The sequence below is a fragment of the Arabiibacter massiliensis genome (assembly GCF_902386925.1).
Taxonomy (GTDB): domain Bacteria; phylum Actinomycetota; class Coriobacteriia; order Coriobacteriales; family Eggerthellaceae; genus Arabiibacter; species Arabiibacter massiliensis.
In genome coordinates, this window is sequence record NZ_LR698996.1 from 2,025,818 (window position 1) to 2,039,617 (window position 13,800).

A 13,800-nucleotide genomic window follows, 5' to 3' on the forward strand; every position below is an offset into this window, starting at 1 on the left:
GCGGGCCGAAGCTGTCGCGCGGCTTTCGCCCGCAGTCCGTCTTGACCGTATTGTACGGCATTTCACCTGCGATAACCAGTCGATGAAGAGCACCAAGCAGGCATCAGTCCTGCTTGACCACCAGCACGTCGCAGCGCATGTTGCGGATGAGGAACGTGGACACGCTGCCCACGAACGCGTACTTGATGTTGGAGAGGCCGCGCTCGCCGCACACGATGAGGTCGGGCTCCACCGGCTCGATGAGCTGATGCTCGAGCGTGTCGTTGATGCGGCCGGCGCGCACCACGAGCTCCACCGACGGGATGGCGTCGTTGCCGCGCGCCGCGTCCAGAAGCCCGGCCAGCTCGCCCTCGATGCGCTTCTTGCCCTCCGCGCACAGCGCCTCGAAGTCCACGCCGGACGCCTCGTAGGGAACCGAGTCGATCACGTGCCCGAACACGAGCGCGGCATGGTTGTCGGCCGCAAGCGCGATCGCCCGCTCGGCCACCGCCTCCTGCGTCGAGGCACCGTCGAGTGCCGCGAAGATCTTGGTGTATTCCTGCGCCATAAAAGCTCCTTCCGTCGGCCCCGTCAGGCGGGCTTTCCGCTATTGTACCGCACCTGCCTCCCGGCGCAGCCCTCAGCTTGTCACCAGCAGCAGCACGCCGATGCACAGGATGAGCACGTAGGTGAGCTTGAGGAACTTCTCCTGGCTGATGCGCTTCTGCAGCTTGCTGCCCAGAAACGTGGCGATCACCGCGAGCGGGATGCAGAAGACGATGATCTGCACGACGTCGCCCGTGAAGTGCCCCTGCTGGAACGCCACCGCCGCGTAGATGAAGTTGAGCACCGTCCACGTGGCCGAAAGCGTGATGCGGAACTGCTGGCGGTCGCGCAGCTTCTGCACCGCGTAGATCACGAGCAGCGCGCCGCCCGACACGAACATGCCCTGGATGAGCCCCGCCAGCGCGAGCACGATCCAGAGCACCCACTCGGGCAGGAACTTCGTCTGGGGGCGGATGAGGTTCTTCGCGCCGATGACCACGATCACCGCGCCGTACACCTTCAGCAGCACGTGCAGCGGCATGAGCGTGTCCAGCCAGATGCCCACGAACATGAATACCACCATGACGGCGAGGATCTTGCCCAGCTCGCGCCAGTTCACGCTCTTGATGTTGAGCACCGTGAGCAGCCCGCACGCGAAGAACCCCATCGCGTTGAGCACCGACACGGTGGACTCCAGCCCGAGCAGCATTGTGCCCACCGGCATGGCGAAGATGTTGCCCGCGAAGCCCGTGATGGCCTGCACGGTATAGGCGAAGAAGAACGCCGCAAGAAACAGGACCTTTTCCATGGGCCTCCTTCGTCTGTTGGGGTGGCTTGCTCGATAGCGAATTGGTGTGCGTGCTTTCGTATACTAGCACAGGGCGAACGCGATCAGGAAAGGGGACCGGGCGACATGCACCATATCGGATGCGAGCAGCCTCGTTTCCTGAACCCGCGCTTCTGCCTGGTGCAGATCGCCTACTGGTTCGAGAACTGCGCCGTGTGCTCGTTCGCGGCCCTGTACCTTTTGCAATACGGGTTCACCTACGCGCAAGCCGGACTGCTCATAGCGCTGGCGAATCTGCTTACCTGCGCGCTCCAACCGCTGATGGGGGCATTCGTCGACCGGATGACGCGCTTCTCCCTCAAGCAGGTTATCTACGCCTTCGCCGCATTGGGCGTGATGGCGGGCATGGGGCTTGAGCTCGCCTCGTCGCTCGCCGGCGTCTTCGCGCTGTACATGGCCACCACGATCTTGACGATAACGGTGCAACCGCTGCTCAACGTGCTGGGCGTCGCCCACGGCAAGCGCGTCAACTTCGGCTTGGCGCGCGGCGTCGGGTCGGTGGCGTATGGCGCGTCGGCGGCGTTCATCGGCCTCTTGGTGAGCGGTATCGGGCCTACGCTTATCGACGACGTGATCATCGCGTGCTGGATCGCCATCGCACTCGCCGTGCTCGCCTTCCCGCTTGCCGAAGCGCGCGACCCCGAAGCCCGCGAGCACGCTGCGGACGAGCCAACGCCCACGCGGGCGTTTCCCCGAGCGTACCGCCTGTTCTGCCTGGTGCTGGCGGGTTGCTTCCTGCTCATGTTCAGCCACTACAGCGTGGCAGTGTTCCTTATCACCATCGTCGAGCACGCGGGCGGCGGCCAGTCGGATTTCGGCATCGCCACCGCCGTTGCCGCCTGCATCGAGCTGCCGGTGATGGCCAGCTACGTCGTGCTGCGCCGCCGCGTGAGCTGCGAGCTCGTTTTGGCGGCATCAGGCTTCGCCTTTTTGGCAAGGATGCTGACCCTATGGCTTGCGCCCACGGTGACTCTGATTTTCGCGGCGCAGCTCGTGCAGGCCCTTTCGTTCGGGCTGTACGTCCCCGCCATAGTGGAATACGCGAACAGGGTCATGAGACCTGCCGACACCGCCAAGGGCCAGGCGCTCGTGACGACCGCCAACACGCTGGGCTTAGCGCTTGCGAGCCTGATCGGCGGCGTACTGCTCGACACCATCGGGCTTCCCGCCGTCATGGCGACAGGCAGCGCGGCGGCGGCCGCGGGCGCCATCGTGGTGGCGGCGCTGCTTGTGCGCCGGCCGCGCAAGGATGCGGCGGGCGGCGCGAATGATCCGGTCGCAGATGCGGCGGGCGGCGGGCGAGCCAACCGGCCCGCGCCCCTCGCCCCCGACTCTGCCAACCCCGAAGAGGAGGCCCCGCCTTGTACGCGCTCATCATCATAGGCTGCCTTGCGGCCGCCGTCGTCTCGTTTCGCCGCGACCCGCGCACGCTCGTGCCAGCGGCCCTGGCGCTCATGGCGCTGCTCACGGCGCTGTTCGCCGCCGACGCCGCGCTCATGGGCGTGCAAGGCTCGCCGCTCGCCGACGTGAACCGCGCGGTGTGGCTGCTCCTGTACACGGCAGGGCCCCTGTTCTCGGCCGTCATCCTGTTCGTCTACGCGGCCACCGTGCTGCCCGCCGAGCGCTTCACCGCCTCGCACAAAGTCGCGCTCGCCGGCGGCGTGGCGGCGGTGGGGCTGGCGGCCTACCACGTGGCGTACTTCAATTTGGGGCTGCCCGCCACGAAGCTCGACCTGGGCTTCGACATGCTGGCGGCCCTGTTCAGCTACATCCCGTTCATGTACGCGTCCTACGCGCTGGCCACGGCGCTCTACCTGCGCTCGGGCGCGAACCGGCGGCCCTTCGACGTCATCATGGTGCTCGGGCACCGCTTGGACGGCGACCGCATGCACCCCATCCTCGTGGCGCGGCTCGACGAGGCGCTCGCGCGCTGGGAGACCGACGGGCGCCGGGCGACGTTTCTGCTGTCGGGCGGCCAGTGCTTCGCCGGCACGCGCCCCGAGGCCGAGGCCATGCGCGACTACCTGCGCGAGCGCGGCGTGCCCGACGAGAAGCTGCTGGTGGAGGCGAAGTCGCGCACCACGCGCGAGAACATGGAGCGCTCGCAGGCGCTGATCGAGGGCGTGCGAGGGCAGGCGCGCTGCCTGGTGGTGACGAGCGGGTTCCATCTGCTGCGCGGCCTGGCGAACGCGGCGGCGGCCGGCATCGACGCGCAGGGCGTCTCCGCGCGGGCCCCGCGCGGGCCGCTGCTCGCGGGCCTCACCACCCGCGAGATGATGGCGTTCGTGTTCCGCCACAAGACAAGCGTGCTGCTATTCGCCGAAGCCGTGCTGTTCCTGGAGGCGTGGCGTTACGTGACCATCCCGCCGGGCCTGTTCAACTGACGAACACCTCGCTGTGCTACAATCTCCGGATACCTTTTTCAGCATGTGCATGATCAAGAACGGAACAGCATGGCAGGATTCAGCATAACCATCGCCGGCGATTCGGCGCTCAACCTGGAGTTCGCGCATGCGATCTCCCCGGAGACGAGCGCCAAGATCCGCATGGCCGCCGAGAACCTCACGGACGACCCCATCGAGGGCGTCACGGAGCTCGTGCCCACGTTCTGCTCTCTCATGGTGTACTACAACCCCCTGCTCGTCACGTTCGACGAGCTGTCGGCCAAGCTGCGCGGCAAGCTGCGCGACGTGGGCGAGGCCGATCTGTCGGTGCGCAAGATCGTGCCCATCCCCGTGTGCTACGGCGGCGAGTTCGGCCCCGACCTGGCCGACGTAGCCGCGCACGCGGGGCTTTCGGAGGAAGAGGTGGTGGCCGTCCACACGAGCCGCGACTACCTCATCGACATGCTGGGCTTCCTGCCGGGCTTCGCCTACCTGGGCGGGCTCGACGAGCGGCTGCACACGCCGCGCCTGGCCACGCCGCGCACGCGCATCGAACCGGGCAGCGTCGGCATCGGCGGCGCGCAGACGGGCATCTACCCGCTCGCCTCGCCCGGCGGCTGGCAGATCATCGGGCGCACGCCGCTCAAGCCCTACGACCCCGACCGGGCCGAGCCCATCCTCTACGCGGCCGGCGAGTACCTGCGCTTCGTGCCCATCAGCCCCGACGAGTACACGGCCATCGAGGCCCAGCTGGCGGCGGGCACGTATTCGTACGGCATCTTCGTGGAGGGCGAGTGACATGGGACTGGTCGTCAAGAAACCCGGCGTGATCACCACCATCCAGGACACCGGCCGCTTCGGCTACCAGGGCAGCGGCTTCTCCACCAACGGCGTGATGGACCACCGCGCCTTCGCCATCGCCAACCTGCTGGTGGAGAACGACCCGAACGCGCCCGTGCTCGAGTTCGCGCTGGCCGGGCCCGCGCTGCGCTTCACCACGAGCACCTACATCGCCATCACCGGAGGCGACTTCTCCCCCACCATCGACGGCGAGCCCGTGCCCCAGTACACCGCCGTCATGGTGCGGCGCGGCTCCATCCTGCGGTTCAAGGCGTCCAAGACGGGCTGCTACGGATACCTGGCCATCGCCGGCAACAGCGTGCGCGTGCCCGAGGTGATGGGCAGCCGCTCCACCAACCTCAAGTGCGAGTTCGGCGGGTGGAAGGGACGCGCGCTCATCGTGGGCGACTACGTGCCGTTCACCACGAAGAACGTGGACTTCCTGCCCAACCTGGGCTCGCACCGCATCGACGGCGACGCCGGCTTCTACGGCTTCGATTGCGACGAGGTGGTGCTGCGCGTGGTACCCGGCCCGCAGGAGGACATGTTCACCCCCGAGGGCATCGAGACGTTCTACGGCCAAGCTTACACGACCACCTCGAAGTGCGACCGCATGGGATACCGCCTGGACGGCCCGGAAATCGGGACGAAACACGGCTCGGATATCATATCTGACGGCATCGCGTTCGGAGCCGTGCAGGTTCCCTCGCACGGCCGGCCCATCATTATGCTGACCGACCGCCAGACCACCGGCGGCTACGCGAAGATCGGCACCATCGCCTCCGTCGACATACCGAAGCTCGTGCAGCGGCCGCCGGGGCGCAAGGTGCGCTTCGAGCCCGTGAGCGTGCAGGAGGCGCAGCGGCTCATGCGCGAGGAGGCGAAGCTGTTCGAGATGCTCGCGCTCAAGGTGCGACGGCCCAGCCCCGACGGCATCTCGCCGCGCCGCACCGCGCGCCGGCTCACCCCCATACTGGAGGAGCAGGCGCGGCGCACGCAGGCCGACACGCTGTGGATCGACCGGGCGGACCGGGCCGAGCGGGTGGGCAACCGCAACGATTTGAGCACCACGTACGGCAGCCGCGCCGGATCGAGCGCCGGGGCAGCCGATTCGACGAAGGCATGAACGAACGAGAAATGCGAGGAGAACCCATGGACACGAAAGCCATCGAAGAGCTGATCGCCATCATGGACAAAGCCGAGCTCACCGCCTTGCGCGTCGACGACGGCGAGACGAAGATCGAGCTGGAGCGCAACCACGGCCCGCTCTCGTCCACGGCGCTGCCGCTCATGGCCGACCGCGTGAGCGCGCTTCTGGCCGGCAAGACCGAAAGCCACGAAGCCGCGGCGGTGGACAACGGCGACGACGAGAACTCCATCCTCGTGCGCAGCCCCATGGTGGGCATGTTCTACATCGCCCCGAGCCCCGACGAGGACGCGTTCGTGAAGGTGGGCCAGGAGGTACTCTCGGGCCAGACGCTTGCCATCGTGGAGGCCATGAAGATGATGAACGAGATCACCACGCCCGCGCCCGGCATCGTGGTGGAGGTGCTGGCCGACAACGGCGCGCAGGTGGAATACGACCAGCCGCTGTTCCGTATCGCCATCGCCGGCGCCGCCGGCGAGCACGCGTAAGGACGGCGCGCGCCATGTTCGAGAAGATCCTCATCGCCAACCGAGGCGAGATCGCGGTGCGCATCATCCGCGCCTGCCGCGCCATGGGCATCAAGACGGTGGCCGTGTACTCCACAGCCGACAAGCACTCGCTGCACGTGTACCTGGCCGACGAGAGCGTGTGCATCGGCCCGCCGGCCGCGCGCGACTCGTACCTGAACATCGCGGCCATCCTGTCCGCCGCGAAGGGCACGGGCGCGCAGGCCATCCATCCCGGCTACGGCTTTTTGTCCGAGAACTCCACGTTCGCGAAGCACTGCCGCGAGAACGACATCGTGTTCATCGGGCCGTCGCCCGAGGTCATCGACCGCATGGGCAACAAGAGCCAGGCCCGCAAGACCATGATGGACGCCGGCGTGCCCGTGGTGCCCGGCACGAAGGAGCCCGTGCACGCGCCCGAGGAGGCGCTGGTGAAGGCCCGCGCCATCGGGTGGCCCATCATGATCAAGGCGTCGTCGGGCGGCGGCGGCAAGGGCATGCGTGTGAGCTACGACGAGCGCGACTTCACCGAGCAGTTCTCCATCGCGCAGCGCGAGAGCGTGGGCGCGTTCGGCGACAACACCATGTACCTGGAGCGTTGCGTCATGAACCCGCGGCACGTGGAGGTGCAGGTCATCGCCGACACGTACGGCAACGTGGTGGCCTTGGGCGAGCGCGACTGCTCCGTGCAGCGCAACCACCAGAAGATGATCGAGGAGAGCCCCTCGCCCGTGCTGTCCGACGAGGTGCGCGCCGAGATGCTCGACGCCGCCGTGCGCGCGGCCCAGGCCGTGGGGTACACGTCGGCCGGCACCATCGAGTTTCTGCTGGACGACCAGCTGAACTACTACTTCATGGAGATGAACACGCGCATCCAGGTGGAGCATCCCGTGACCGAGATGGTGACGGGGACGGACCTGGTGGAGGAGATGATCCGCGTGGCGGCGGGCGATCCGCTCACGTTCACGCAGGACGAGATCGGCTACCGCGGACACGCCATCGAGTGCCGCATCAACGCCGAGCAGCCCGAGCGCGGGTTCCTGCCCTCGCCGGGCACCATCTCGCAGATGCACCTGCCGGGCGGCAACGGCGTGCGCGTGGACACGGCGGCCTACGACGGCTACGAGGTGTCGCCGTACTACGATTCGATGATCGCGAAGATCATCGTGCACGGGCGCGACCGCACCGAGGCCATCGCGAAGATGCGCACGGCGCTCGAGGAGATGGTGGTGGTGGGCGTGAAGACGAACTTGGACTTCCAGTATGCCATCATGGAGAACGAGACGTTCGCCGCCGGCCTCGCCGACACGAGCTTCATCGAGCGGTTCATGAAGGGCGAAGTCTAAGGCTGCCGGGCGGGGCTCGTGGGGCACCGCCCAGTCGCTCGGACAGTCCTCGCTCCGCTGCGGAACTCGCTTGGTGGACGGTGCCCCACGAGCCCCTGCAGGGAGTCTCACGTCGTCCTTCATGAACCGGCGAGGGGTTTGGGGACGGCCAGGCCGGAGTCTAACGCAGGCTCGAAAAGACAGGTTCAACCTGCGGTTTTGTCATAACGCAGAGCGGAAGGGCTCCCCTGTCATCCTGAGCGGAGCGAGGGGAGCCTCCCCTTTGTCATCCTGAGCGGAACGAGGAGGGCCTCCCCTTTGTCATCCTGAGCGGAACGAGGAGGGCCTCCCCTTTTTTGTCATCCTGAGCGGAGCGCGCCAGCGCGGAGTCGAAGGATCCCCCGCAGCGTCAGCTCGAAATGCTGACTACCACCATCATGGACAAAATCGCCCGCTATGGGAACGCTACGAGCGTTCAAAAAATTGCGACCTGGGGTTATGCTGCCAGAAAACTCCCGGCCGCAACTTTTAACACGGTTTCCGTTCCCATAACCTTCGTTTTTGTCCAGCGCTTCCCCATCGTGGGCGCTGCGTGCCATAATAGGGGGCAGCTATCGAGAAGGGAGTTTTGCCATGTTGAATGCTCCGGTTCCTGCAAAGCCCGAAGGGGTCGCCGACGAGGTGTGGGCGCAGATGCTTTCCGCGTCGCCGGTGGAGGCGCGGCGGCTCATCCGCTCGGGCGCGTTCACGGCGCCCACGAGCGGGCTCTGCCCCGGGTACGCGCAGGCGAACCTCATCGTGCTGCCGCGCGAGCAGGCCTACGACTTCCTGCTGTTCGCGCAGCGCAACCCCAAGCCCTGCCCGCTGCTAGAGGTGACCGAGGTGGGTGCACGCGAGGCCACCATCTGCGCAACCGACTGCGACATCGCCACCGACTTCCCGCGCTATCGCATCTACGAGCACGGCGAACTGGTGGCCGAGGTGGAGAACGTCGAGGACTACTGGCGCGACGACCTGGTGTCGTTCGTCATCGGGTGCTCGTTCTCGTTCGAGAGCGAGCTCATCGAGGCCGGCATCGAGATCCGCCACAACACCATGGGCTGCAACGTACCCATGTACCTGACGGGAGTGCCGTGCACGCCGGCGGGCAGCATGAGCGGCAACATGGTCATGTCGATGCGCCCCATCCCCTACGACCAGGTGGTGAAGGCGGTGCAGATCTCCGGTGCCATTCCCAAGGTGCACGGCGCGCCCATACACATCGGCGACCCCGCCGCCATCGGCGTGCGTGACATCATGCATCCCGAGTTCGGCGACCCGGTGGAAATCCACGACGGCGAGGTGCCCGTGTTCTGGGCCTGCGGCGTGACGCCCCAGTCCATCGTCATGAACAGCAAGCCCCCCTTCGCCATCACCCACGCCCCGGGATGCATGCTCATCACCGACACCAAGAACATCGACCTGAAAGAGTGATCATGCACGCGACGAGCACGCATCCTTCGAAGATCGCTCCTCAGAAGCCGTCGCCGGGCTTCGCGCAGTATGCGTCGGGTATCGCCGTCTGGATGACGCTCGTCTCATGCACGGGCTCGACCTACATGCTCCCGCTCATCCCGAGCGGCGCGGATGCCGGCCTGTACGTACTTCCCCAGCAAGCCACCTACGTTGCGGCCTTCTTCATCGCGGCGCTCGTCGAATGGAAGCGCGGTCCCCTCAAACCGAAAGCTCTCATGCGCGCATCGTCGCTCAGCTTCGCCGCCTCAATCGTCTGCGTGATCGCATGGCTCGTAGGCATCGATGCAGCTGCGTTGCTCGTGGGATACGGGATATGCATCGGACTCGGCATCGCTTTGGGCTTCATGCAATGGCTGCGCATCGTCGTGGAGCGGCCGTTTCGGGAGATAGAGGTGCTGATCGTCATCGCGTCGCTCGCTTCGATCATTTCCGGAGCCCTGTTCTGCTTCGTGCCGCTCGAGGGGCGTTTCGCGCTGTTCGCCATCGTGCTCGTACCGGCCACCATCGCGCTACTGCACTCCAACACGAACGCCATCGTCGACATTCTCGCGAAGCAGAACCCGTCGGACGTTTCCGGCGGGCCCAAGGCGCTTCTCGCCAGCTTGGCCGTGCCCACCATCTGCGCCGTGGTGCTCGTCTTGGTCGCGCCTGTGGCCAGCACCACGTACCTCGACACCGAAGGGCAGGATCTCTTCCGCCTGCTGCTCGCCCAGGGAGCCAACACCGTCGCGCTTGCAGTTCTGGCCGTCATCCTGTTCGCCTGCAACAAGAAAGTTTCCATCTTCAACGCGTACTGCGCGTTTTTGCCCGTCCTGGCAAGCTCCGTGCTCGTCGCGTCGTTCTTCGAGCCGAGCCAACGCTGGTTCGTGCTGTTCCTCGGCGACGCATGCTTCTGTGTCGTATCCCTGCTGATGGCGCTGACCAGCTGCTCCATCGCGAAGCAGTTCAACGTGTCGACCACCGTCGTGTATGGGCTGCTCGGCGGCTCCGTGTACCTCGCCCGCGGCCCCGAGACGCTGCTCATCGTGTCGCCCGCCCATCCGTTCGACGCACTCGCCCCCTTTGCCATCGCCGCGCTGCTGCTATACATACTCACGATCCCGGCGTTCTTCCTCCCCTTCCTCCGCAAGCACGCCGACGCAGGCAAGGGCGAATCTGCGAGACCCGTCACGCTCGCCGACCTGTCCGCGGCATGCGAGTCGATCGCGCGCAAGCACGATTTGCCCGCACGGCAGCGCGAAGTGCTGGCCCTGCTGGTGAACGGCCACAGCATCCCTCACATCGCCGACACGCTCTGCCTTTCGCAGAACACGGTGAAGACCTATCGCAAGGCCATCTACGCCACTTTGGACGTGCATGCCAAGCAAGAGCTTCTCGACCTGGTGCACGAGGAGCTCGGGTCCGTATAAACGCAGATCCGGGACTCGCAGGCCCCGGATCTCGAACGCATCGGCCGACGCAGGGAGGGAGAGGAGCGTCGACGATGTGCGCAGGGTGGGAAAACCGGTTACCGGGAGGCAGCGGCGATCTCGGCAGCGTACCAGCCGCTGAAGTAGGCGAATGCGGAGCAGGAGCCTCCGAAGCCGTGGCTGTATTCAGTGGTGAAGAACTGGGACGCGTCGGCGCCTCCGGCGTACAGGCCCTTGATAGGGTTGCCCTTCTCGTCGATGACGCGCAGATTCTCGTCAACCTTGACTCCGCAGAGCGTGCAGAACCACGTGGGGACCACCTTGATGGCGTAGAACGGACCCGTGCTCAGCTCGTGCAGCGCGACCGGATCTTTCCAGAAATCGGTATCCTCTCCGTTGCGAGCCAGTTCGTTGTAGCGCTTTACCGTGGCAGCGAGGCTTTCCGCGTCAATGCCCACGGACGCAGCCAGCTCCTCGATCGTCTCGCCCTTCCACACGCTTCCCCCGCCGACGGCGGCGTCGAGGGCCTTTCCCATGCTCGGCATGGGGTCGCCGTCGCCCTCGGGGGCGATCACCCAGCGAGAGCCCATGACGAAAGGCTCGGTCTGCATCCGTTCGACGGCCGTCTGATCGAACACGTTCCAATAGTAGCCGCCGTTCTGCCGATACGCCGTGCCGAAATTCGACGATATGGCATCCCATTTCTCGTTTCCAAGACGCTTGCCGTTGTCGTTGACCCACAGATTCGCTTCGCGGCAGGCGCGGTCTACTTCGGAATCCCACAGATCGTTCACGCTCGCCGGCGACCCCTGGCCGGGAGCAGCCGTCCACATCTCGCGGGATTCCACCGCGCCGACGCCGAACGCCATGCAAATGCCGTCGCCATCGTGAGGAATGCCCATCTGCTCGTCGCGCTTGTAGGCGATCGTTCCCGCTTCGCCGATGTAGTAGGCCACCATATCGGGGTTCGTACCGAAGCCTCCGGTGCCGAGAAACACGTTCTTGGCCGCGATGTACTGGCCCTTCTTCTCTTTCCCGTCGGCGACGACGCCCACGACGGTCCCTTCGTCGTCGACGACGAGCTTGGTGGCGGCCGTGCTCGTCATGAGCCGACCGCCTTCCTTCTCGAATGTTTCCGTGACGAACGCGTTCACGCCCGAGCCCATGCCCTCGTACATGATGCCGCCGACCGGGGCCTCGACGCCGCCCGACGCGCAGAAGACCGTCTTCATGCCGTGGTCGTACAGCCAATCGTGCGGGCCGTGGACGTTGTTGATGTAGTTGGAGACGAGCAGGCCGTCGGAAAGCCATGCGTTCTGCATCTGGAAGTAGTGGTAGACCTCGGCCGACGTGCCGCAGGGCGAGCTGGCTTCCTGAAGGTACTTGCTGTCGTTGAGAAGCTGCGTTGCCTCGGTGCCCACGCCCGCGCCTCCGGTCATGGGGTTCTTCTCCAACAAGATGGTATCCATGCCCAGTTCAAGGCCGCGGATGGCCGCGAACAGCCCCGTGTTCCCACCGCCGATCACCAGCCAGTCGCAGGTTTCGTCAGGCTCCCCCAGCTCAGATGCTTTCGCCGGCGCGACGGCAAAGCGCTCGATGCCCGATGCACGCTCGGCGTAGATGCCCACGCCTCCATTCGCCTCGGAGCTGCTGCCGGAGTCGGCCAGCGCCGTACCCTCTTCCTTCGCATCGCCGCTTGCCGCGGGCGAGCATCCTATCATGCTCGACAGGGCCATGCCCGACACGGCGGCTGCGCCGAGACCGAGAAAACTTCTTCTGCTGACTTCCTTCATCCTGTTCCTCCTTTGTGCGGTCGTTCGAAACCTTTTGGTTCCGAGCCGCCAGCATAGGGTCGCAGCGCGGCCGCAAACAGCCCTCAAAGGGGGATACTTTGCCCGGGAAGGCATCCCCAAAAAGGGGATATGCCTGATGAGCGGATGGTCCCGGCGCGCAGCGAGCGCGCTGCCACGCCCGTCATTTTTGGACACTTGGTTGACCAGGTAAAACACACTATAATCCCAGATCAAAGCGATATGGAAGCATGCCCAAAAATGACGGGCGTGGCAGCGCTCCGCCTCCCCCGCGAAGGAGCCCGTTGCCTTATAATGGAGATCGAACAACGCGAACCGGCGAAGGAAGGCACGCCATGTACCGAATCGACCTCAACAGCGACCTGGGTGAGAGCTTCGGGCGCTACACGCTGGGCCTGGACGACCAGATCATCCCGCTGGTGTCCAGCGCGAACATCGCGTGCGGGCAGCACGCGGGCGACCCGGTGGTCATGCGCAAGACGGTGGCCATGGCAACCGACGCGGGCATCGCCATCGGCGCGCACCCGGGCTACCCCGACCTGCAAGGGTTCGGCCGCCGCGACATGCGCCTCTCGCCCGACGAGGCGTACTCGTACATGCTGTACCAGATCGGCGCGCTGCAGGCGTTCTGCTCGGCGCAGGGCGTGCGGCTCGCGCACGTGAAGCCGCACGGCCAGCTGTACAACCACGCGGCCATCGACCCTGAGCTGGCCGCCGCCCTCGCGCAGGCCGTCCGCGATGTGGACCCGCAGCTCGTGCTGGTGGGCCTCGCGAACAGCGCGCTGGTGGACGAGGGCCGCAAGCTGGGCCTGATCACGGCCGAGGAGTTCTTCGCCGACCGCAATTATACCGACGAGGGCCGCCTTGTGAACCGCAACGATCCCGCCGCGCTCATCCGCGACGAGGAGGAGGCCATCGAGCGCGTGAAGAACGCCATCCGCGACGGCGCGGTGCTCTCCGTGAACGGCAAGCTGGTGGATCTGCACCCCGACACGCTCTGCGTCCACGGCGACTCGCCCACCGCGCTCGCCTTCGTGAGCCGCATCCGCCAGTCGCTCGAGGACGACGGCATCGCCATCAAAGCCGTAGGCCGGCCGTAAGGGCGCTTTGTCATCCTGAGCGAGCGAAGCGAGTCGAAGGATCTTCGGCCTTGGAAGTCTCACTCGGTCGAAGATCCTTCGACTCCGCGCTGTCGCGCTCCGCTCAGGATGACAGGAAGGGGGCGCGCGATGGCGCTCCGCTCAGGATGACAACCTGAATCACAGCTCCATCTTGACGAGGGCGTCGCAGGTGACGCCTTCGTCGGCTATCACCCGGCGCAGGGCGTCCTCGTTGTCGGCGGGCTCGCGCCAGGCGAGGCCGCAGCCGGCGGACAGTTGCCGCGGCACGGGGACGAGCCGTCCCCGCAAGCCGCAGCGCCGGCCCGCCCGTTCCATGGCCATGGCGTCGGTGGTGGTGCCGAAGACAACCACCACGCACGGCGTCCTCCCC

General features: G+C 66.0%; 13 protein-coding genes. 9 read left to right on the forward strand and 4 right to left on the reverse strand.

Annotation, left to right across the window (positions count from 1 at the left end; all coding sequences use genetic code 11):
- Positions 1-103: 103 nt before the first annotated feature.
- Positions 104-547, reverse strand: a complete 444-nt coding sequence (locus FX134_RS08695) for a universal stress protein (protein WP_080800528.1) — start codon at positions 545-547, stop codon at positions 104-106.
- Positions 548-619: 72 nt separating this feature from the next.
- Positions 620-1,333 carry a sulfite exporter TauE/SafE family protein gene (locus FX134_RS08700; RefSeq protein WP_080800530.1) on the reverse strand — a complete coding sequence of 238 codons (714 nt, stop codon included), beginning with the start codon at positions 1,331-1,333 and terminating at the stop codon, positions 620-622.
- Positions 1,334-1,438: 105 nt separating this feature from the next.
- Here FX134_RS08700 and FX134_RS08705 point away from each other — a divergent pair, with 105 nt between their 5' ends.
- The 8 genes from FX134_RS08705 (at position 1,439) to FX134_RS08740 (ending at position 10,498) form a co-directional block, all read left to right on the forward strand.
- Complete coding sequence (locus FX134_RS08705) at positions 1,439-2,755, forward strand: MFS transporter (protein WP_080800533.1); 1,317 nt, start codon at positions 1,439-1,441, stop codon at positions 2,753-2,755.
- A complete protein-coding gene (locus FX134_RS08710) occupies positions 2,734-3,756 on the forward strand; it encodes a YdcF family protein (protein ID WP_080800536.1) in 1,023 nt (340 codons plus the stop codon). Before FX134_RS08705 ends, FX134_RS08710 begins: the two co-directional genes overlap by 22 nt.
- 69 nt (positions 3,757-3,825) lie before the next feature.
- On the forward strand, positions 3,826-4,554 hold the full coding sequence (pxpB, locus tag FX134_RS08715; RefSeq protein ID WP_080800540.1) for a 5-oxoprolinase subunit PxpB: 729 nt from the start codon (positions 3,826-3,828) through the stop codon (positions 4,552-4,554).
- Position 4,555: 1 nt separating this feature from the next.
- The gene (locus FX134_RS08720; protein WP_080800543.1) at positions 4,556-5,722 is read left to right on the forward strand and encodes a 5-oxoprolinase subunit C family protein; all 1,167 of its coding nucleotides are present in this window, start codon (positions 4,556-4,558) and stop codon (positions 5,720-5,722) included.
- 26 nt (positions 5,723-5,748) lie between these two features.
- Positions 5,749-6,231 (forward strand): acetyl-CoA carboxylase biotin carboxyl carrier protein, encoded by a 483-nt coding sequence (gene accB / locus FX134_RS08725; RefSeq protein ID WP_080800547.1) that lies wholly within the window; start codon positions 5,749-5,751, stop codon positions 6,229-6,231.
- Between the two features lie 14 nt (positions 6,232-6,245).
- Positions 6,246-7,595: an acetyl-CoA carboxylase biotin carboxylase subunit gene (accC, locus tag FX134_RS08730; protein WP_080800550.1), complete on the forward strand. Its 1,350-nt coding sequence runs from the start codon at positions 6,246-6,248 to the stop codon at positions 7,593-7,595.
- Between the two features lie 612 nt (positions 7,596-8,207).
- The gene (locus FX134_RS08735; RefSeq protein ID WP_080800553.1) at positions 8,208-9,047 is read left to right on the forward strand and encodes a putative hydro-lyase; all 840 of its coding nucleotides are present in this window, start codon (positions 8,208-8,210) and stop codon (positions 9,045-9,047) included.
- Between the two features lie 2 nt (positions 9,048-9,049).
- The gene (locus FX134_RS08740) at positions 9,050-10,498 is read left to right on the forward strand and encodes a helix-turn-helix domain-containing protein (protein WP_172623437.1); all 1,449 of its coding nucleotides are present in this window, start codon (positions 9,050-9,052) and stop codon (positions 10,496-10,498) included.
- Between the two features lie 98 nt (positions 10,499-10,596).
- On the opposite strand, the gene FX134_RS08745 is transcribed toward FX134_RS08740, so the two are convergent.
- Positions 10,597-12,291, reverse strand: a complete 1,695-nt coding sequence (locus FX134_RS08745; RefSeq protein WP_172623438.1) for an FAD-dependent oxidoreductase — start codon at positions 12,289-12,291, stop codon at positions 10,597-10,599.
- A gap of 353 nt (positions 12,292-12,644) precedes the next feature.
- Here FX134_RS08745 and FX134_RS08750 point away from each other — a divergent pair, with 353 nt between their 5' ends.
- Positions 12,645-13,409 carry a LamB/YcsF family protein gene (locus tag FX134_RS08750; RefSeq protein WP_080800562.1) on the forward strand — a complete coding sequence of 255 codons (765 nt, stop codon included), beginning with the start codon at positions 12,645-12,647 and terminating at the stop codon, positions 13,407-13,409.
- A 159-nt stretch (positions 13,410-13,568) separates the two neighbouring features.
- Here the strand turns inward: FX134_RS08750 and FX134_RS08755 are convergent, their stop codons facing one another.
- A complete protein-coding gene (locus FX134_RS08755; RefSeq protein ID WP_197735977.1) occupies positions 13,569-13,784 on the reverse strand; it encodes a DUF3343 domain-containing protein in 216 nt (71 codons plus the stop codon).
- Positions 13,785-13,800: the final 16 nt, after the last annotated feature.